Raw genomic sequence first — 19,166 nt, 5'->3', positions numbered from 1 at the left:
CCCGGGCCTCCTACATCTTCGTTGCGCATGGAGCCTCCGCTCTATCGATCTCGATCATCTGCCGGCGCGGTCGCGCGAATCGCCGGTCCGCTAGCTGGGATCAGAACCGTCGTCGACCGCCCGTTGACCATACCGTACATTCACTATATCGTATCGGCATTCATACTTACGAATGCTGAGGAGGCCGGGACGTGGACTTCGAGCTCACCGAGGACCAGCAGACCATCCGAAAAGCAGTGGCCGAACTGGCCGCGAAATTCGACGACACGTACTGGCTCGAGAAGGACCAGGCCCACGATTTCCCCACCGAGTTCTACGACGCGTTCGCGCAGGGTGGGTGGCTCGGCATCACCACACCCGAGGAGTACGGCGGCAGTGGCTTCGGAATCACCGAGGCTTCGATCCTGCTCGAGGAAGTGGCCGCGTCGGGAGCCGGCATGAACGGTGCCAGCTCGATCCACATGTCGATCTTCGGCATGCACCCGGTGATCGTGCACGGCTCCGAGGAGATGAAGAAGGAGAACCTTCCCCGGATCGCCGACGGCGATTTGCACGTCTGCTTCGGCGTCACCGAGCCGGGTGCCGGTCTCGACACCACCCGCATCACCACCTTCGCTCGCCGCGACGGCAGCGATTACGTCGTCAACGGCCGCAAGGTGTGGATCTCCAAGGCGGTCGAGTCGGAGAAGATCCTGCTTCTCACCCGCACAGCGAAATACGAGGACTCGGCCCGTAAGACCGACGGCCTGACGCTGTTCTTCACCGACCTCGACCGCGCCCACGTCGACATCCGCCCGATCCGGAAGATGGGGCGTAACGCGGTCACCTCCAACGAGTTGTACATCGACGATCTGCGTATCCCCGAGGAACATCGCGTCGGAGAAGAAGGCCAGGGTTTCAAGTACATCCTCGACGGTCTCAATCCCGAGCGGTGCCTCATCGCCTCCGAAGCACTCGGCATCGGACGCGCCGCCCTGCGCGCCGCGGTCCGGTACGGCAACGAGCGTGAAGTCTTCGGCCGGCCGATCGGCAAGAACCAGGGCATCGCATTCCCGCTCGCCGACTCGCTGGCACGACTCGACGCCGCCGAGCTGATGCTCCGCAAGGCCACCTGGCTCTACGACAAGGGATTGCCCTGTGGCCGTGAAGCCAACACCGCGAAGTACCTGTGCGCCGACGCAGGGTTCGACGCCGCCGACCGCGCGCTGCAGACCCACGGCGGTATGGGTTATTCGGAGGAATACCACGTCGCCCGGTACTTCCGGGAAGCGCGGCTGACCCGGATTGCGCCGATCAGCCAGGAAATGATCCTCAACTTCCTCGGAGAGCACGTTCTCCGACTGCCCAGGAGCTACTGATGTCCAATTCGTTCACTCTTACCGGTCGCTCGGCTCTGGTCACCGGTGCCGGCGGCGGCATCGGCGCGGCCGTGGCCCAAGCCTATGCCGCCGCCGGTGCGTCTGTGCTGGTCACCGATATGGACAAGGACGCGGCCGCTGCGGTCGTGGACCGGATCACCGCGGCCGGCGGGCACGCCCAGGCGGCCGCCCTCGACGTGACAGACGCCGACCAGGCCGCTGCCGCGGTCGAGCAGGCAGCGAACCTCAACGACGGCGTCCTCAACATCGTGGTCAACAATGCCGGAGTCATCGCTCCCGCGATGTTCCCCAAGATGACCCCCGAAAAGTTCCGACTCGTCCTCGATGTGCACGTCGGCGGCACGTTCACGGTGACCCAGGCCGCGCTGCCTTACCTGCCGGACGACGGTACCGGCCGCGTGATCAACGTGACCTCCGCGGCGGGTCTGGTCGGCACGATCGGACAGGTCAACTACAGCGCCGCCAAGGCCGGCATCGTCGGTCTGACGAAGTCGTTCGCCAAGGAACTCGCCAAACGGAAGATCACGGCCAACGCGGTCGCGCCACTCGCCGCGACGAAGATGACGACGACGATCCGCACAGACGAAAAACTCGCCGCCACAACGCTTGCGCGTATCCCTCTCGGCCGATGGGCGTACCCGGACGAGATCGCCGACACGTTCGTCTTCTTCGCCAGTGATGCCGCGGGATACATCACCGGACAGGTACTGCCCGTCGACGGCGGGATGGTGATCTGATGGCTTTCGCCGGCCGGAACGCCTGGATCGTCGAGGCGCTCCGCACACCGATGGGACGCGGTCACCGTGAGAAGGGGTGGTACCGCGAGATGCACCCCACCACGATGCTTGCCGAGGTCTACAAGGCGCTGCTCGCGAGCACCGGCCTGGCCGACACCGACGTCGAGGACCTCGTCGTCGGCACCACCTCGCCCTTCGGTGAACAGTCCCGCAACGTGGGCCGCAACGCCTGGCTGTCGGCGGGCTACTCACCCACCGTGCCCGCTGTCCAGGTGGACCGTCGCTGCGGGTCCGCGCAGACCGCGGTCGCCATGGCCGCCGCATTCGTCGTCTCCGGCACCCACGACGTCGTGATCGCCGGTGGCGTCGAGCACATGGGTCACATCCCGATGTCCGCGGCCGGGGAGATCGAAAAACTCTACGGCCCGGCATGGCCGGCCGCGCTGCTCGAGGCATGGGACTTTCCGTCCATGGGCGAGGCCGCCGAACGGATCGCCGAGCAGTGGGGCATCAGCCGCGAGGCGATGGACGAATTCGCCGTGCGGTCGCACCGGCGTGCCGCCGACGCGGTGGCCGAGGGACGGTTCGAACGCGAAATGGTGCCGCTGCATCTCGACGGTGCACTGCGCACGTCGGATCAGGGCATCCGCCCCGGCACCACCACGGACTCTCTCGCGGTGCTGACGCCGGTGTTCCGGCCCGACACCGGTCGCGTCACCGCAGGGACGTCCTCACCGATGACCGATGGTGCCGCCGGTCTGGTCCTCGCCTCGGACGATGCCGTCGACCGGTTCGGGTTGGCGAAGCGCGCCCGCATCGTCGACCAGACGACAGTCGGCGTCGACCCGTCCATCATGTTGACCGGTCCGATTCCCGCGACACGGAAGTTGCTCGAGCGCAACGGCATGGCGATGGACGACATCGACCTCGTCGAAATCAACGAGGCCTTTGCCTCGGTCGTGCTCGCCTGGGAGCAGGAACTCAAGCCCGACATGGAGCGGGTCAACGTCAACGGAGGCGCCATCGCCCTCGGACATCCGGTCGGCACCACCGGGTCACGCTTGTTTGCGACACTGCTGGCCGAAATGGAGCGTCGAGATGTGGAGATCGGACTGGTGACGATGTGCTGCGGCGGAGGCCTCGGCACGGCCACCCTCGTCCAGAGAGTGTGAGTGCAGCCGTGATGGATCTTGCGGGCCTGATCCGCTCGGGAGACGGCATCTGGTGGGGCCAGGGCGGCGCCGAGCCGACTCCCCTGGTCGATGCGGTACTCGACGCCGCCGATCGGATCGGTCCCGTCACGGCCTTCGTGGGCGCGTCCTGGAATCCCCGGCTGAAAGGGGAGCTGCCCGATACGCTGACGATGACCTCCTACGGGGCCCTCGGCGAGCTGCGCCATCCTTCCCGCGGTGGCCGGCTCGAAGTGGTGCCCTGCCATTACTCCGCGCTGCCACGCATGTTCGCCGCCGACCGACTCCCGTGCGATGTCGGCATCGTCCAGGTTTCACCGCCGGACAAGAAGGGGCTGGTCACGTTGGGGGTGGGGGTCGACTACATGGCCGACGCTCTACCCTACACGCGGATCCTCATCGCGGAGATCAACCATAGGATGCCGGCCACCACAGGCGGCCCTCGCGTGCCGCTGTCGATGTTCGCTGCCGTGCTGGAGACCGATCGCCCCCTCCTCGAGGTTCCCGTCAGGGCTCCGGACGAGGTGGATCGACGGATCGCCGGCCATGTCGCCTCGCTCATCGACGACGGGGACACGCTCCAGATGGGAGTGGGGTCGTTGCCCAACGCGGTACTCGACGCGCTGACGGGCCACCGCGATCTCGGGTTCCACAGCGGCATCATCACCGACAGAGTGCTCGACCTGATCGACAAAGGCGTCCTCACCGGGGCCCGCAAAGAGATCGACCCGGGCGTCGTCGTCACCGGATCGGCCTTCGGCACCAACGACGGATATCTCCGAATTTCAGAGCTGCCCATCGAGTTTCGCGCTACGTCGTACACCCATTCACCGGTGGTGTTGTCACAGCTGCGCTCGTTCGTGTCCGTCAACTCGGCGATCGAAATCGATCTGTCCGGCCAGGTCGGTGCGGAACTCGCACGCGGACGGTACATCGGAGCTGTCGGCGGTCAGGTGGATTTCAGCCGGGCCGCGGCGCTCACGGGTAGCCGATCGATCATTGCGTTGCGTTCGACGGTGTCCTCGCCGGCCGGGGGTGCGACCTCGACGATCGTCCCCACGTTGTCCGGGCTCGTCACGACGGGGCGGGTGGATGTGGATGCGGTCGTCACCGAGTACGGTGTCGCCGTGCTCACGGGGTGCACCGATGCCGAGCGTGCCCGGAAGCTGGCCCGGATTGCCGCGCCGGAGCACCGTGAGGCGCTCGACCGTAGCGTCAGAGACCTGCACGGCACCGCGTAAAGATGATCACGGACAACGGCTCGCGCCGCCCGAACATATTTCGGGAGGCGCGAGCCGTTGTCCGTGATCGAGTCGAGCCTCAGCCTCGGACACCTGTGTTCGACAGCAGCTCCGCGGCTTCGAGGACGCTCTTCGATATTTTGTCGAGTTGTGCTTCCATCCTTGCGGCCGGTCCGGCCAGGCCGATGGCCATGGTGACGTCCCGGCCTTGCAGCAGGATCGGGCTCGCCACGCCGAAAAGATCCGGGTAGCGTTCGCCGCGGTTGTAGCCGATGTGGGTGTCGTGCACGGTCGCCAGTTCCTCGGTGATCCGGGCTCGTTCGGCGGGGTCGTCGGTGATCCGCCGGACGTAGGCGTCTCTGCGCCGCGGCTCCATGAAGGCGAGGAAGCATTTGCCGTAGCTCACAGGCCACAGCGGGTTGCGCTGGTGCAACGGCGGTGATGCACGGATGGTCTGGGTCGGCTCGACGAGATCAACGATGATGGCGGAGTCACCCACGAGCATCGAGAGGATGGCGGTTTCGTCGCACGCCTTCGAAAGTTGCTCCAGCGCATGATGGTACCCGACGGGGACCTGCTGTCCCCCGAGGGCGAGCAACGTCGACACTGCGGGTCCTTGTAGGTATCGCCCCTCGTGCTCGCGGAGGTAACCGGTGGCGACGAGCCCTCTGGCGTATCCGTGGATCGACGATTTGGGCGCCCCGATGGCGTCCGACAGTTCACCGAGACGCAGACCTTCCGGTTCGCTGGCGATGACGACCTCCAGAATCGCCATCACCCGGCTGACCGTTCTGTGCTCGGCCCCGCGGGCCGGCGCGTTGTCCGTGCTGGGCATTCCCACTTCCACCTCTTCGTTGATTTGTCTGCACATCTTTGCAGGGCTTCGTCGGCCCATCCGGATGACACTCACGCGAGTGCGGACCGTCCCCGACGGGGCAGTCCCCGCCCCTCCCAATGTACGGAATCGTGAATCAGGATACGAGGGTGTGAAAGCTTCGGGTACGTACACCGAGGCGGGGGCGGGAGCCGGGTTGCTACCCTCGGTTCCCGCCCCCGCCCCCGCCACCCCGGCGGCAGAATGGGTGCTGCCGGGCGGAACTGCTGGACTTGTCGCGCCGGACCCTATCCGACCCGGCGCGGGACTACCTCACACCGTCTGTCGGGCCGGGGCTGACTCCGAGTCCGATCCGTTGTCGCCTGTCTTCTTGATCTCGGTGTAGGCGGCGAGGTCCAGGTGGCGTCCGTCGCGGGTCCGTGTCACGGCGATGGTCGAGACCACGAGGATGGCCAAGGTGAATCCGGCGACCAGTCCGGTGCCGCCGACCGCTCCCAGAGCTGCGGCGACGAACGCGGACGGTGAGGCGAAGATCAAGTTCGAGATGGAGTGCGAGAGCGCCGCCCCCGAGAAGCGCACCTCGGTGGGGAATTGTTCGGCGAAGAGCGCCGGCTGCACGCCGGCCATGACCTGGATGGATGTGAGCACCAGGGCCATGCTGGCACCGGTGATGACGACGTGGTCAGGTCCCGAGAATGGGAAGAACACCGCGATGCCCGTGATGCATCCGAACATGCCGGCGACCATCACCGGTTTGCGTCCGATGCGGTCGGACAGCCAGCCGCCACCGAGGCAACCCACGATCGACACCGCGTTGGCGATCATCAGCAGCAGGAAGCCGCTGTCGCGGGACATGCCGGTGTTTTTCGTCAGATGGCTGAGCCCGTAGACCGCCACGAGATAGAAGGACAGTGCGGGACCGCCCCAGACCAGGATGAGTGTGATGACTGTACGCGGATGCGACCACAGCACGGCCAGTCCCTTGCCGCCTGCGCTGGGCGCTGCAGCGCGGGTTTCCTCTTCCGCAACGAAGGCCGGGGTCTCCTCGAGTTTGAGGCGGATGAAGATGGCGACGACCACCAGCAGAATGCTCGACAGGAACGGAATGCGCCAACCCCACGACTCGAACTGTTCCGTGGTGAGCGAGGTACTCAGTGCGACAAGCGCCAGATTGGCGAGCACCTGACTCAAGGGTGAGCCGACGGTGATCACCGATCCGAGCAGACCACGCCGGCTCTGATCCCCGTGTTCCATGGTCATCAGCTGATTGCCCACCAGCTCGCCGCCGAGCGAGACGCCCTGGATGAAGCGCAAGCCCACGAGAATCGCTGCGACGCCGATCCCCTGCCCGGCAGGCAGGAAACCGATCGACATGGACGCGATCCCCATCATCACCAGCGTGGTGAGCAAGATCGGCTTGCGCCCGAACCGATCTCCGAGGTAGCCGAAGACCAGGGCGCCCAGTGGCCGGGCGGCGAATCCGACACCGAAGGTGGCAAACGAGGCGAGCAGACTTCCCGTCGGCCCCAGGTCACTGAAGAACAGCTGGGGAAAGAGCGTTGCGGAAAGCACGCCATACAATGCGAAGTCGAAGTACTCGAGGGCAGAACCCAGTGCACCGCTGGTGACGGCGCGTATCTCCATCCTTTTCGAGTGCGTACTCGAAGCGGGAGGACGAGACGATTCGGGACCGACCGCGTCGTGGGACGTCATTAGAACACTCCATTCGATTTCTGTCGCATGTGATTCGGTTCTTTCACCCGCTGCCCGGTGACTGCTTCTCGTCCAACCGGAGCGTCAAGGCGCGGAACCCCCCCACAGAGTTCCTCTGTGCCAAATCTCACAGGCAAGGTTGCGTGTGTTCAGTATCATGCATTCGCATACAGTATGTTGAACGACAGAACGTGTCAACGGTCCTCCGGGACTTCAGAGAGGAACGCCCCAAGGCTCCTGTTTCTACCGGCTGCCGGAGGCATCAGCGGCGACCGCCGAACTGCGCACAGCATGCAACGGGGAATCCCAATGTGTTCGACACCCTCGAGAGTTGCTCATCCGTGCGTCAGCAGCCACCCCAGGCCGGGTGAGGATGCTATCGGCGGCTTGGTCAGCGAGACGGACGGTGGCATCTGTCACTGACGCAGGCCCTTGACCTGCATTTTCTCACCGACCTGTACCTAGCGGATTCTCACCAAGCTGTCCCACTCCTCCGGAATTCCGCGCGCTGAGTCCATGCTTCCTCATGGCGACCTACGCAACACCGAGACGACGCCGGCTGGCCGTGGGCGCGCCGAGGTGATCCAGGACCCCCGTTCCGGCTATGCCCCCGAACCCGATCCCGAGGCCCACACACTGGACGGGAGGATCAGCAGGCCGGTACACGAGGGAGCTCCGTCGACACTGTTGCGAGAGCCCCCCGGTGGCCTCCCGAGCTCGGACCGCTGCGGACGCTGTGCGCGCGAAAGCCAGGAAGTTCCGGCCGCCTCTGCTGTGCCTACTTCGCGGGCAAATCCACCCGGCCAGGCTCTCCGCGCACGTCGTTCAGGAGAGTTAGAAGTTCCTCGAGCAGGGCGTCAGCTCGGTGTCCGATCTCGTCGAACACCTCGGCGATGTCGCCGAGTCGTTGCTGGGCGGCGTGTCGGGCCGCGACCCCGCGCTCGTAGTAGTCGGGATCGAGGGCGCCGTCCTGCGTGAACGACGCGTCCCGACCATCCTCATCAAGCTGTACGCGGATCGGCAACGGTCGATGCACAGGCACCCGGCCGATCAGGTGTGCCCGCACCACAGCGGCAACCGACTGAGCGGTCATCGCGAGCGGCATCAGCGGGGTATGCCCCCACCGATCGATCGGGGTCAGCAGCGGCCAGGTTCGGCGCCGGTCCGGCACCACCGTGCCGAACGATTCGTCGTCTCCGGTCAGGTGCTGGGCGAGCAGTCTGGTGTTGGGGTGCTCGTCGAGGAAGGACTGGATCTCGGCCCAGTCCCGGTACACCGCCACCGGATCGACTCCGGCGACCGCCTGCGTCAGCTCCCGCCGCTGGCCGTCGCCCGTGTCGACAGACACGGTGTCGTTGGTGCAGACGATATCGCCCCGGCGCAGCCGACTGATCTGCGTGAACCCGAGGCCGGCGGCGGCCAGCACCATCAGCAGCCGGTCGCGGCGGCCGAACAGGCCCTGCGGCCATCCGGTGGTGGGGATTGACGGCACGCGGTTCGCGACGATCGCGGCGATCTCTGCGAGCCGGGTGCGGCGGGCAGTGTCGAGCAGCTGCCGGATCGTCTCACTGCGTCCGGGTGAGGGCAGGCCGGCGCGGGTGTGCACGGTATTGATCACGCTAAGCCGCCGCCGCTGGGTGGCCACCGCTGCAGGGTTGTCGCGCACGAACTTCGCCACGGTCAGCGGGTCGGCGGGCAGCACCTCGTAACCGAAGGCGGTGCACCAGTCGGTGAACAACGCCCACGGGTGCCGGTCCCGGACCGGCAGCGTCTCGGCGGGGTCGATCGCGGCGGACGCATCGTCGACGGAGCTGTTCATGTCGGTCACAATCCGAGGTTCGTCACGGCGTTGTTGATCAGGGGTGCGTGTTCGCGGGCGTAGACCTCGAGCATCGCGGGCCTCGTGTGGCCGGTCTGGCGCATGATGGCGTGCGCGTCGGCGCCGTTGCGGAAGGCCTGGGTGACGAACCCGGCCCGCAGCGAATGCCCACCGAGCTGGGCGACCAACTCGGGGTCGTAGCCGGCACGGGCGGCGCGGCGACGGATCGCCTGGTGCACCGCCGCCCCCGACAACGCGGTGGGGAGAGGTTGCCGTTCTTGCGGATCGCCCGCAGCAGCGGCGCCTCCGCCGCGGTGCGCGGACGCGGGCCGCGGCAGAGGTGCTCGTCGAACGGCGCAGCAGTGCCGAGCAGCCGGATCACCGCGGGCCGGCCGCCGGTGTCGAACGCCGCCACCACCTGGACCCAGCGCAGATACGCGCACGGCGGGCAACTGCTGTGTGAAGCGGTGAACGGCAAGGCTTTGACCGTGCCGCGGCCCTCCTGGTCGGTCTTGGATTTGCGCAGCCGCAGGTGCACTCCGTCGAGCCGGTGGATCCGCACATCCGAGTAGGTCAAGCCGACCAGTTCGCTGCGGCGCAGCGCCCCGGCGTACCCGAGCAGCAGGATCGCGCTGTCGCGGCGTTCGAGCACCTCGTCCGCCCACCCGGCGACCTCGGCGCGGGCCTTGGCGACGATCGCGACGATGTCGGCGGTGAGCAGCGGTGCCCGCGGGGCGGGGGGCCGGTCGCCGGCGGTGGCGTAGTCGCGGCGGATCCCGGCCACGGTCGCGCGGACCAGCTCGTGGCTGGTGGGGGAGTGGTGGCCGGCGGTGCGGTGTTCGTGCGCGATCGCCGCCACCCACTTGGCCAGCGTGGACGGCGCGTACGCCCGCCGACCGTCCTCGCCGAGGGTGTCGGCGGCGGCGACCAGGTACGCGGCCACGGTCGCCGGGTGCGCCGGCAACGCCGGATGTCCTTCGGCGGTGCACCAGGTGGTGAAGCGGCGCCAGGCGGCAGTGTAGGCGCGGCGGGTGCCGGCGGAGCGGGCCGCGGTCACCGCCTCGCCGATCCGCGCCTGCACCGGCTCGGCGAGCACCGGCGCCGCGGCCGCGAGGGGCCATACCGCAGCGTCGCGGTCGGTCTTGTCCTGGTCGAGTGTCACGCCGGGCACCCTACCGGGGTGCTCCGACAGTTCTGCGGCAGAAAACGCGCTCAGCTGCGGTTTCGAAGGAGACGGTGTGGGAAGGACGATTCTCGTCACCGACCGCGCCCAAACCACGAGTGACAAACCCCCGGGTGAGCGAGACCTGGACCGTTTTGTCGGTTTTGCGGCTTCTCTTCGAACTTGTCGTTTTCTCAAGATCATGTCCGAGGACGACATCACCTCGGCGTTTGTGCAGGTCGCAGCGATGGCATAGACGCGCAGTGCCCGGAATGTCCGAGGATTGGGACACCTTACTGAGAATTCGCCTGGGACCTGTTGGTGAGAAACCGCAGGTCAACGAACCTCCGTCAGTGACAGATCGGACGAGAACCTACATGTAGGAATCTCGGCTCTCGTGTTGATGGGTCTGAGAGGCGACGTCGGGATGTCAGCGGCCTGAACTGGAGAACGACATTGCAGGTTAGCGGCAGGCGACGTCGGATGTCAGTGAAGGCGACAGCTGATTATGAGTGCTGACCTGGGAAGGGTGGCCGAGGACGCTGTCGGCATTCCTGACATTCTCGTGTCGTCAAACTACTGACATCTTCGTGTCTTCTCACAACAACGCCCGCCGCCCTCCCCCGGTGGCTGACGAAGTCCCCTTCGCAGCGGAGCTTCTGCCCGGAGCCGGGCCCTGTGGGGTTGATCGTCAGCGACAGGTCGATCCGGTGGTGTCGATGCCGGTCAAGCAGGTCGGCAACCTCCACTGTGTGCGCCGCTGTCGACGACTGTGGACTCCCATGCCCCACACCCCACCGGCGACGATCCCCACCCACCGACTCCGTCGCAGGTGACGTCCGAATAGGTGAGAAGACTGGAATGGAGGTGCGGGGTGTGTACACGACCAGACGTACCGCGCCTCGGCTGGAGCCTCGGGGGCTCACTGATACCGACACCTACTGGGCTGAGAAAAGGACCTCGGTCAAGTCCCGTGAGGTGGTGTACGACGTCGTCGCGTGATTCCTCGGCGGTGGATCAGGCGGTCAAGGCCGGTGTCACCTCCTCGGTGTCCTCGGCGACGCTGTCGGCGGGCTTGTCGGTGCGGGAACGGGCGAGTACGTCGAGGCCGAGGTAGCGGCGGCCTTCGATCCACTCGTCGTGCTGTTCGGCCAGCACCACTCCGACAAGTCGGATCAGCGCGGTGCGGTCCGGGAAGATCCCCACCACGTCGGTGCGGCGGCGGATCTCCTTGTTGAGCCGCTCCTGCGGATTGTTGGACCAGATCTGCCGCCAGATCTGCTTGGGGAACGCGGTGAACGCCAACAGGTCGACCCGGGCGGCGTCGAGGTGCTCGGCGACCTTCGGCAGCTTGGCTTCGAGGGCATCGATCACTCGATCGTATTGGGCGTGAACGGAATCCGCGTCGGGCTGGTCGTACACGGAGTGCAGCAGCGTCTTCACCCAGGGCCACGACGACTTCGGTGTGACGGCCATGAGGTTCGTCGAGTAGTGGGTGCGGCACCGCTGCCAGGAGGCGCCGGGCAGGGTGGCGCCGATCGCCGCGACGAGGCCGGCGTGGGCATCGGAGGTCACCAACCGCACCCCGGTCAGGCCGCGGGCGACCAACCCGCGGAAGAAGGTCAGCCAGCCGGCGCCGTCCTCGGCGGAGGTGACGTCCAGCCCCAGGATCTCGCGGTAGCCGTCGGCGTTGACCCCGACCGCGACCAGGGCGTGCACGTTCACCACCCGTCCGTTCTCGCGGACCTTGAGGACCAGGGCGTCGGCGGCGACGAACGTGTACGGGCCCGCATCGAGGGGTCGGTTCCGGAAGGCCTCGACCTGGGTGTCGAGGTCTTTCGCCATCACCGAGACCTGCGACTTCGCTCCCCCGAGCACTTCGTGCAGGGAGGTACCCCCAGCGAGGTGATCCCGAGGGTATCGACGAGTTTTTCCATCCGGCGGGTCGAGACGCCGAGCAGGTAGCAGGTCGCAACAACCCAGGTCAGGGCACGTTCGGCCCGCTTGCGCCGCTCGAGCAGCCAGTCCGGGAAGTACGAACCTTGCCGCAGCTTGGGGATGGCCACGTCGAGGGTGCCGACGCGGGTATCGAAGTCCCGATGCCGGTACCCGTTGCGGCTGTTGGTGCGTTCGTCGGAGCGAGTCAGGCAGGAATCCAGCCCTCGGGCGCGGTATCAATTCCTTGTGGCCACACAGTTTCCTTGTCAAATTTGATGCTCTTGCCAACCGGTAGATGTGTGACAGATGTCAAGTTGGCGCCGGTGAATGAAGCGGTCCCCTCGGCAAATGCTGTGTTCTGGAACGATGCCCGATTGCCAGTGAATTGCGCCTCGTGGAATCGCACTTGCTTGCCGGTGAACTGCGCCCCGCTGAACTCCGCATCACCAGTGAAGCGCGCCCTCTCGAACCGCACCGCGTTGGTAAAGCGCGCATCCTCGAACCATGCCCGCTCGCCGGCGAACTGCGCTCCAACGAACATCGCCGGGCCAGCGAAATACGTCTGATTGAACCGCACCCGATCGGCGATGAACCGTGCGTGTTCGAACCACACCGCCCCAACGAAGTGTGCCCCTTCAAACGACACCCGATCGACAGTGAACTGCGCCCCGCTGAATTCCGTGCTGTCAGCACGGAATTGGGCCTTGTCGAACGACACCCGCTCTCCAGTAAAGTGCGTCTCGTCAAACGACACTGTCGACCGTCGCGTAATTCCTCAGGGGTAGCCGTCACGGAATTCCCCATGTCCGGGTGTGCTGAGTCGAGGGTAACCGTGCCGGTGCCCGGGTTGGTTCAGTTCGCGGCCGCGGTGCGGTTTCCGGGGCGCTTGCGTGGCCGGTAGGACGGGCCGTCCATCAAGATCTGGTGGCTGGTGTTGATCAATCGATCGAGCAGAGACTCGGCCACGACCGGATTCGGGAACAGCGGATACCAGTCCTTCGGGGCTCGGTTGCTCGTCAAAATCAACGGTTTGCCGGCGATCGCCCGATCGGACACCAGATCGTAGAGATCATCGGACTGGGTGGTGGTGTGCTCGCGCATCGCGAAGTCATCGATGATCAACACCAGTGGCCGGGTGTATTCGCGCATACGTTGGCCGATGGTGCGATCGGCATGTCCACCGGCCAGATCGGCGAGCATCCGGGAACATTTGACGAACCGCACGTCCCCGCCCCGGCGGGCCACGTGATGCCCGAGAGCCTGTGCCACATGGGTTTTGCCGACTCCAACGGGTCCGTAGAGGATTACCGATTCGCCGGCGTCGAGCCACCGCAGCGCAGCGAGATCGCGCAGCATCGCGGCCGGAAGTTTCGGATTGGCGGTGAAGTCGAAGTCCTCGAAGGTGGCCTGCTGCTCGAACTTGGCCTTGCGCACCCGCCGGGCCAAGGCTGCGGTTTCCCGGCGGGCGATCTCGTCCTCGCAGAGCACCTGCAGGAACTCGAGGTGCCCGAGCTGCCCGTCGCGGGTTTGCGCCAGGCGCGCGTCGAGGGTGTCGAGCATGCCGGTCAGCTTCAAGGTCTTCAACGCAGCACGCAGGCTGGGATCGTGAATGGTCATGACAGAGTCCTCCTGAACAGGGACATAGATAGTCGGCCAACAGGTCTCAGGCGGAGCGTTCGGTGTCGAACGCAGCCGGCCCGCGCAGCAACGCCGGGGCGGTGACCCCGGCATCGGTGGCGTCCTTCCCGTCGTGTTCGGTGCCGGCGACGAGGATGCCCTTGACGGTGCGATAGCGCGGATCACCGACCTCGAGGGCCCGGACGCAGGCTGCATCGACGCGGGCATCGTCGTAGCGCGACCGCAGCCGGATGATGCCCTGGATCGACCGCAACCGATGGATCGCGTTGACCTGCGACAACTCGTCGACGATCGCGACCGCACCGGGCCCGATCTGCTCGGCCTGGGCCCGGCACCACACCACCGTCTGCAACGTGAACGCGGTCTTCTCCGGCGGGTAGTGCTCGGGATTCGTCGCCCTCCCCGAGGGGCGGCGCACATGGGTGGCCACGACCTGCTCGTCGTGGAAGATCTGCACCACATCGCCGCTGGTGCGCACGAGCAGTTGCCGGCCGATCAGCCGCCACGGCGCCGAATACAACGCCTTACCGGCCTTGACGTGGCAGTCCGGGGCGAGCTTGCCGGTGGAGTAGACCACCGGTTCGAACGGCCTGGGCGGCAACGGTGTCAGGGTGTGCTTCTCGACGGCGTCGAACACCACCGCCGGGTGCGCACCACCGAGACCGCGATGCTGGTGCCGGCCGTAGACGTCGGTGCACCATGTCAGCGCGGCGGCCTCCATCTGCGTCAGCGAGGTGAACTCGCGGCCCCGGAAGAACGAGTCCCGGATATAGGGCATCGGGCGCTCGATCCGTGGTTTGTCCTTGGGTTTGCCGGCCTGGGCCGGATCGATGAGCACCTGATAGAAGTCGGCGAGTTCGGCATAGGCCCGGTTGATCTGCGGATCGTAGAGATCGGGCCGATCCACCCCGGTCTTGAGGTTGTCGCACACCATCCGCGCCGGAGCGCCACCGAAGAACTCGAATGCAGCCACATGCGAGGAGCACCAGGAGGTTTGATCCATCCGCAGCACCGGTTGGACGAACAGCATCCGTGAACACGCCAGGATCACCGCGAACGCCCACACCGCCACCCGCCGGTCCGTCGCCGGATCGCGCCACATCCCCAGCTTGCCGTAGTCGACCTGACCCTCGTCGCCCGGCGGGACCGGTCCGCGGGGAAACGTGGCCTTCGACGCTGCGACACGATCGGCGAATCGTGTTGTGATATACCGCCGCACAGTCGATTCCGACACCGGAACACCGCGATCGTCGCGCAGCCGTTGAGCGATCGTCGCCACGGTCACCGACTCGTCGAGTTGGTTCTCGATCCAGGCGTGGTGGGCGGCGATCGCCGACCAGGTCACCGCCCGCGCCGTCGGGTCCACCACTTCCGGGAACCAGGCCGTGATCAACTCGCGCCACAGGTTCTCGTCGAACTTCTCGCCGCCGCCCGGCGTCAACCCCGCCGCCAATGCCGGGGTGAGGTACTTGCGGATGGTTTTGCGGTCGAGTCCCAGGGCTGTCGAGATCTGCACCTGGGAGCGGCCGGCATGCCAATGCCGGAACAACTCCATCAGATCGGTCATTGTCCACGTTCTCCTTGCCACCGTCGGGCCCCTTCCCAGGCCCCCTTGGTGGACCTTGGGAAGAAGCGAACCTGCAGCAGCACCCACACCCCGGTCGACACGCCCCAGGGGTGGGGAATTACGTGACGGCCGGGTGAGGAATTACGTGACGGACCAACCCCTCAACCTGGGGAATTACATGACCGCTGACAACGACACTCGCTCTCCGGCGAAGCCCTCTATGTCAGGGTGAGTTGAGTCCATCGGGTCATTGCAAGCCAACCCACGATAGAGGGCGAGAGAAGGACCAACCGCGATCATGACCAACTCGATCACAGTCCTGGACAATGACCGTATGGAGGACGAGGCGAACCATCCCAGGGCCGGCGGTCCGCAACCACGGCGGACGTTCACTCCAGCGGACAAACTCGCGCACCTCGACGCCTACGAGCAGGCCTGCGAGACCAACGAGGGTGGGGCGTACCTGCGTCGCGAAGGCTTGTACTCGTCGCTGATCGTCGAATGGCGCCGCCAACGCGACGCCGGCGTCCTCACGGGCAAGAAGCCGGGCGCGAAGATCGGCAAACTGACCCCCGAACAGGCGGAGATCGCCCGCCTCAAGCGGGAACTGGAACGGGCGAACAAGAAGCTGGCCACTACCGAGACCGCACTGTCCATCATGGGAAAAGCGCACGCGCTCTTGGAACAACTCTCCGAGAGCGCGGACGCCGACGAGACGCGGAAGAAGCACTGACAGCCGCCCACCACGCCCTCACCGCAGCCGGTGTGACCACCCGTGCCGCAACAACATTGACCGCTGTGGCCCGCTCGACAGCGACCCGCACCCGGGAACGCCCGGCCGCTTCCGTCCCATCCGTCTCAGCGGTCATGCGTGCGCCGGCGAACAAGCTGTCCGCGCTCGAGCGCCGCCGGGTCGTGGAGGTGCTGTGCTCGGATCGGTTCGTCGACCGGGCGCCGCTCGAGGTGTACGCCACCCTGCTCGACGAGGGCATCTATCTGTGTTCGGTGGCGACGATGTACCGGATTCTGCGGGAGAACCGGCAGGTCAGCGACCGGCGTCGGCAGGCGCGACATCCGGCGCGGGCGTGTCCGGAATTGGTGGCGCGAGCCCCGCGGCAGGTGTACTCGTGGGACATCACGAAACTGCCCGGCCCAACCAAGGGTGTGTATTACGACGCGTATGTGATGGTCGACATCTACTCCCGATACATCGTCGGAGCGCACGTGCAGACCCATGAATCCGGGCTGCTGGCCGTCGAGTTCATGACCGATATCTTCGCCACCCACGGGATCCCCGAGGTGGTGCACGCGGATCGAGGCACGTCGATGACGAGCAAGTCGGTCGCGACCTTGCTCGCGGACCTCGATGTGGTCCGGTCGCACTCGCGGCCGAGGGTGTCCAATGACAATCCATACTCCGAATCATTGTTCAAGACATTGAAATACGGACCGGGTTTCCCGGAGCGGTTCAGTTCGGTGCACCACGCCCGGGAGTTCATGGACTCGTTCGTCGCGTGGTACAACCACGATCACCGTCATACCGGAATCGGATTGCACACCCCGGCCGATGTGCACTTCGGTCTCGCGGCACCCAAGGCGACTGAGCGTGCTCGAGTGCTCGCCGACGCCCGCCGCACCCACCCCGCGCGCTTCGGTACGACGGACCCATACCCAACGATCCTGGCCCTACCCGCCGACGCCTGGATCAACAAACCCGTCCAAGACCCGGCGACCGAACCGGACACCGAGGAAGTCGCCGCTTAACACCCGGTGGACTCAATCGCCTTGAAAAATTCCGAAGTGCACCTCGTGGAACCACACATGTGCGCTGGTGAATTGTGCCTTGTGGAACCGCACCTGCTTTCCAGTGAAGTGTGCTTTGTGGAACCGCACCTGTTTTCCTATGAACTGTGTCTCGCTGAACTCTGCATCGCCGGTGAAGTGCGCCCCGCCGAATAACACCCAGTCGGCAGCAAAGTGCGCGCCTTCGAACGACGCCTGCTCGCCAGTGAAGTGTGCTCCTTCGAACGACACCCGGTCACCGGTCAATCGCGCAGAGTCCAGTGTCAGCTTCCCGTCGAATAGACACCAGCTGAAATTCGGGTTGTAGAGGTAGGCCCCAGTGAGATCGAGGTCCATGTGGCTCCATAGACCGCCGTACCTGCGGCCGTCGTCGTACGAACGATTGAGGAGCGGTGTCACTGGTTGAAGGTGCGCTGCGATGACTCGCACGATGGTCAGACGCACCTCAAGATCGTTAGGTCGGTACTCGTGGTGTTCCTCGATCGTGGCGTGTTCCACGGTCTGAGCCGTCTTGGTTACCTTCTTGGTGAGGCTGGCAGGGCGGTCACTGTCGACGGAGTGCAAGTATGGGGAGCGCAGGTAGCTGCACAGCACGTTGACGCAGGCTTGTGCTTCTCGGCGGCGCTGAGGCTCAGCCACGTACATGTCGCCGAGCCACTCATCGGCAAGGGCTTCCATCGCCGAAATTGCCGCCATCCGCACGATGGGCGCAGGGTCCGCGAGTTGTTCTGCGATTGAGACAAATCTGGTTCGGCGGTCCTGCTCAATACCGTCTCGCCGGGAGTGGAAGTTCGCACGGGCGCTGAGATAGTCGGCCTCGGCCTTGATTTGGTTGGACTCGTCGAGAGAGCGTTGACGTCGATATGCGAGGACAGCGCCGGGGACTGCGATGGACACGGCACCGATGAGGCCAACCGCCCGACCGAGTCCAGCGAGATCCGCCTCGAACACAGACACACCGGGTGAGGTAGCGCGTTCTGCCCCGATCCACACAATTGCCACCGCGATCGCGAGAGTTATCCCGGCGAGCCAGGCAAGAAACCATGGGGACGTGGGTCGTGGCGCAATCCATGTTCGCTGAGGCCGATCAGTCTGGTCGAGCAAGTTCATGGGCGAAATCTATCCGCACGGGAGTCGACTGCTCCCTGTTCGAGGGCGTGCGCTTGTCGGGATCGATACATCGGTGATCTCGTCCAGCATCCCCTGACAGACAGATGTGTGTCTGCGGCCCTCTGTTTCACCATGTTGAGAGGAGGGTTCCGTGCAGGGTTTCTACGTGTTGCCTGCCGGGGTTCATTTAGTGGTATCGAACCTTCTGAACGGAGCCTGTCAGACGCTGGCTGTAACCTGATGCCCCGGTCGGATCCATGGTCGCTACGGCGTGGCCCCCGACTCCGTGCACTACCCGAACTCATCTCGCTGGAAGGCGTGCAGTGGCCAAGACTCGCGTGTTCGTCAGCTTCGACTACGATTACGACCTCGACTTAAAGAACTTCCTGATCGGCCAGTCGAAGAATCCCGACTCTCCGTTCGAGATCAGTGACTGGTCAATCAAGACAGCGTCGCCGGGGTGGAAGGAAGAAGCCCGTAGAAGGATCCGCGCGTCCGACGTCGTTGCGGTCATCTGCGGGACGAACACCAACACCGCGAGTGGCGTTGCGTACGAGCTATCCCTCGCCCAGGAGGAAGGAATCAACTACTTTCTTCTCTGGGGCCGGTCGGGGCAGACCTGCCGAAAGCCGTCTTCAGCGAAGACTACGGACCAGATCTATCGATGGACCTGGGACAACCTGAAGGCCCTGATCGGCGGCAGTCGATGACACCCGCTGATCCGGCGCAGCCCCTTGACCCATGTGTGTTCGAACAGTACAAACTTGCCGTGGAGATGGCCGACCGCGTCTCCGCTCGGCGAGCGACTGCGAACACATTCTTCTTCTCGATTCAGGCTGGACTTGCCGTTGCACTCGGCGCTTTTGCAGTGAACACCGGAACGAAGGACGATCCGACGCCGGACCGATGATGGCGCTCATTGAAAATGCTCAGTCCTGCTCACCGTAAGTGCTCACCCGTGTGGCTCCGCCGATGAGGGCGGGTCTCCTTCGATGCTGGTGGTCTCTGACCACGCACCAGCACCTCGAAGGAGA

The 19,166-nt window shown here is 65.4% G+C and carries 15 protein-coding genes and 2 pseudogenes; 8 read left to right on the top strand and 9 right to left on the bottom strand.

All coding sequences use genetic code 11. The annotated features are described in order from the left end of the window. The first annotated feature begins 191 nt into the window (after positions 1–191). From ACWPOB_RS13395 to ACWPOB_RS13380, 4 genes are read left to right on the top strand one after another with little or no spacing between them, the layout of a single operon-like run. On the top strand, positions 192–1,358 hold the full coding sequence (locus ACWPOB_RS13395; RefSeq protein WP_455401125.1) for an acyl-CoA dehydrogenase family protein: 1,167 nt from the start codon (positions 192–194) through the stop codon (positions 1,356–1,358). Next, positions 1,358–2,116, top strand: coding sequence for an SDR family oxidoreductase (locus tag ACWPOB_RS13390; protein ID WP_455401124.1), 759 nt, complete (start codon positions 1,358–1,360; stop codon positions 2,114–2,116). Before ACWPOB_RS13395 ends, ACWPOB_RS13390 begins: the two co-directional genes overlap by 1 nt. Beyond that, positions 2,116–3,288 (top strand): thiolase family protein, encoded by a 1,173-nt coding sequence (locus ACWPOB_RS13385; protein ID WP_455401123.1) that lies wholly within the window; start codon positions 2,116–2,118, stop codon positions 3,286–3,288. Before ACWPOB_RS13390 ends, ACWPOB_RS13385 begins: the two co-directional genes overlap by 1 nt. An 8-nt stretch (positions 3,289–3,296) precedes the next feature. Further along, positions 3,297–4,547, top strand: coding sequence for an acetyl-CoA hydrolase/transferase family protein (locus ACWPOB_RS13380; protein ID WP_455401213.1), 1,251 nt, complete (start codon positions 3,297–3,299; stop codon positions 4,545–4,547). A gap of 79 nt (positions 4,548–4,626) precedes the next feature. Here ACWPOB_RS13380 and ACWPOB_RS13375 read toward each other — a convergent pair whose 3' ends face one another. The 4 genes and pseudogenes from ACWPOB_RS13375 to ACWPOB_RS13360 form a co-directional block, all read right to left on the bottom strand. Further along, on the bottom strand, positions 4,627–5,457 hold the full coding sequence (locus tag ACWPOB_RS13375; RefSeq protein WP_455401122.1) for an IclR family transcriptional regulator: 831 nt from the start codon (positions 5,455–5,457) through the stop codon (positions 4,627–4,629). A 237-nt stretch (positions 5,458–5,694) separates the two neighbouring features. Next, a complete protein-coding gene (locus ACWPOB_RS13370; protein ID WP_455401121.1) occupies positions 5,695–7,026 on the bottom strand; it encodes an MFS transporter in 1,332 nt (443 codons plus the stop codon). A gap of 847 nt (positions 7,027–7,873) precedes the next feature. After that, positions 7,874–8,914, bottom strand: a complete 1,041-nt coding sequence (locus ACWPOB_RS13365) for a hypothetical protein (protein ID WP_455401120.1) — start codon at positions 8,912–8,914, stop codon at positions 7,874–7,876. A 5-nt stretch (positions 8,915–8,919) separates the two neighbouring features. Next, positions 8,920–10,010 (bottom strand): annotated as a pseudogene (locus ACWPOB_RS13360) (tyrosine-type recombinase/integrase). A gap of 142 nt (positions 10,011–10,152) precedes the next feature. Between ACWPOB_RS13360 and ACWPOB_RS13355 the strand changes: the two are divergent. Continuing rightward, entirely contained in the window at positions 10,153–10,332 is a 180-nt protein-coding gene (locus ACWPOB_RS13355) for a hypothetical protein (RefSeq protein WP_455401119.1), read from the top strand. Positions 10,333–11,093: 761 nt separating this feature from the next. On the opposite strand, the pseudogene ACWPOB_RS13350 reads toward ACWPOB_RS13355, so the two are convergent. From ACWPOB_RS13350 to istA, 4 genes and pseudogenes are all read right to left on the bottom strand, one after another. Continuing rightward, positions 11,094–12,217, bottom strand: a pseudogene (locus ACWPOB_RS13350) (IS256 family transposase); the annotation flags it as partial. A gap of 2 nt (positions 12,218–12,219) precedes the next feature. Beyond that, complete coding sequence (locus ACWPOB_RS13345) at positions 12,220–12,768, bottom strand: pentapeptide repeat-containing protein (RefSeq protein WP_455401118.1); 549 nt, start codon at positions 12,766–12,768, stop codon at positions 12,220–12,222. A 98-nt stretch (positions 12,769–12,866) separates the two neighbouring features. Beyond that, a complete protein-coding gene (gene istB / locus ACWPOB_RS13340) occupies positions 12,867–13,631 on the bottom strand; it encodes an IS21-like element helper ATPase IstB (protein ID WP_206003689.1) in 765 nt (254 codons plus the stop codon). 46 nt (positions 13,632–13,677) lie between these two features. Next, entirely contained in the window at positions 13,678–15,219 is a 1,542-nt protein-coding gene (istA, locus tag ACWPOB_RS13335) for an IS21 family transposase (RefSeq protein WP_455401117.1), read from the bottom strand. Between the two features lie 334 nt (positions 15,220–15,553). Between istA and ACWPOB_RS13330 the strand changes: the two genes are divergently transcribed. After that, positions 15,554–16,983, top strand: a protein-coding gene (locus ACWPOB_RS13330; RefSeq protein ID WP_374703804.1) for an IS3 family transposase whose coding sequence is annotated in 2 segments (ribosomal slippage) — positions 15,554–15,920 and positions 15,920–16,983 — 1,431 coding nt in all. Because the reading frame shifts where the segments join, the coding sequence is not laid out codon by codon here. A 12-nt stretch (positions 16,984–16,995) separates the two neighbouring features. On the opposite strand, the gene ACWPOB_RS13325 is transcribed toward ACWPOB_RS13330, so the two are convergent. Continuing rightward, positions 16,996–18,132 carry a pentapeptide repeat-containing protein gene (locus ACWPOB_RS13325; protein ID WP_455401116.1) on the bottom strand — a complete coding sequence of 379 codons (1,137 nt, stop codon included), beginning with the start codon at positions 18,130–18,132 and terminating at the stop codon, positions 16,996–16,998. Positions 18,133–18,455: 323 nt separating this feature from the next. Between ACWPOB_RS13325 and ACWPOB_RS13320 the strand changes: the two genes are divergently transcribed. Both ACWPOB_RS13320 and ACWPOB_RS13315 read left to right on the top strand, forming a co-directional pair. Then, on the top strand, positions 18,456–18,842 hold the full coding sequence (locus tag ACWPOB_RS13320; protein WP_455401115.1) for a TIR domain-containing protein: 387 nt from the start codon (positions 18,456–18,458) through the stop codon (positions 18,840–18,842). Continuing rightward, positions 18,797–19,042: a RipA family octameric membrane protein gene (locus ACWPOB_RS13315; protein WP_455401114.1), complete on the top strand. Its 246-nt coding sequence runs from the start codon at positions 18,797–18,799 to the stop codon at positions 19,040–19,042. Before ACWPOB_RS13320 ends, ACWPOB_RS13315 begins: the two co-directional genes overlap by 46 nt. The last annotated feature ends 124 nt before the right edge of the window (positions 19,043–19,166 follow it).

The sequence above is a fragment of the Rhodococcus sp. 2H158 genome, from assembly GCF_053764755.1.
This window is presented reverse-complemented; position numbering and strand designations above follow the sequence as displayed.

Coding starts and splice junctions, on each gene's coding strand:
- ACWPOB_RS13390 (WP_455401124.1), top strand. CDS start 1,358: ATGTCCAATTCGTTCACTCTTACCGGTCGCTCGGCTCTGGTCACCGGT.
- ACWPOB_RS13385 (WP_455401123.1), top strand. CDS start 2,116: ATGGCTTTCGCCGGCCGGAACGCCTGGATCGTCGAGGCGCTCCGCACA.
- ACWPOB_RS13370 (WP_455401121.1), bottom strand. CDS start 7,026: ATGGAGATACGCGCCGTCACCAGCGGTGCACTGGGTTCTGCCCTCGAG.
- ACWPOB_RS13365 (WP_455401120.1), bottom strand. CDS start 8,914: ATGAACAGCTCCGTCGACGATGCGTCCGCCGCGATCGACCCCGCCGAG.
- istB (WP_206003689.1), bottom strand. CDS start 13,631: ATGACCATTCACGATCCCAGCCTGCGTGCTGCGTTGAAGACCTTGAAG.
- istA (WP_455401117.1), bottom strand. CDS start 15,219: ATGACCGATCTGATGGAGTTGTTCCGGCATTGGCATGCCGGCCGCTCC.
- ACWPOB_RS13325 (WP_455401116.1), bottom strand. CDS start 18,132: ATGAACTTGCTCGACCAGACTGATCGGCCTCAGCGAACATGGATTGCG.
- ACWPOB_RS13315 (WP_455401114.1), top strand. CDS start 18,797: ATGGACCTGGGACAACCTGAAGGCCCTGATCGGCGGCAGTCGATGACA.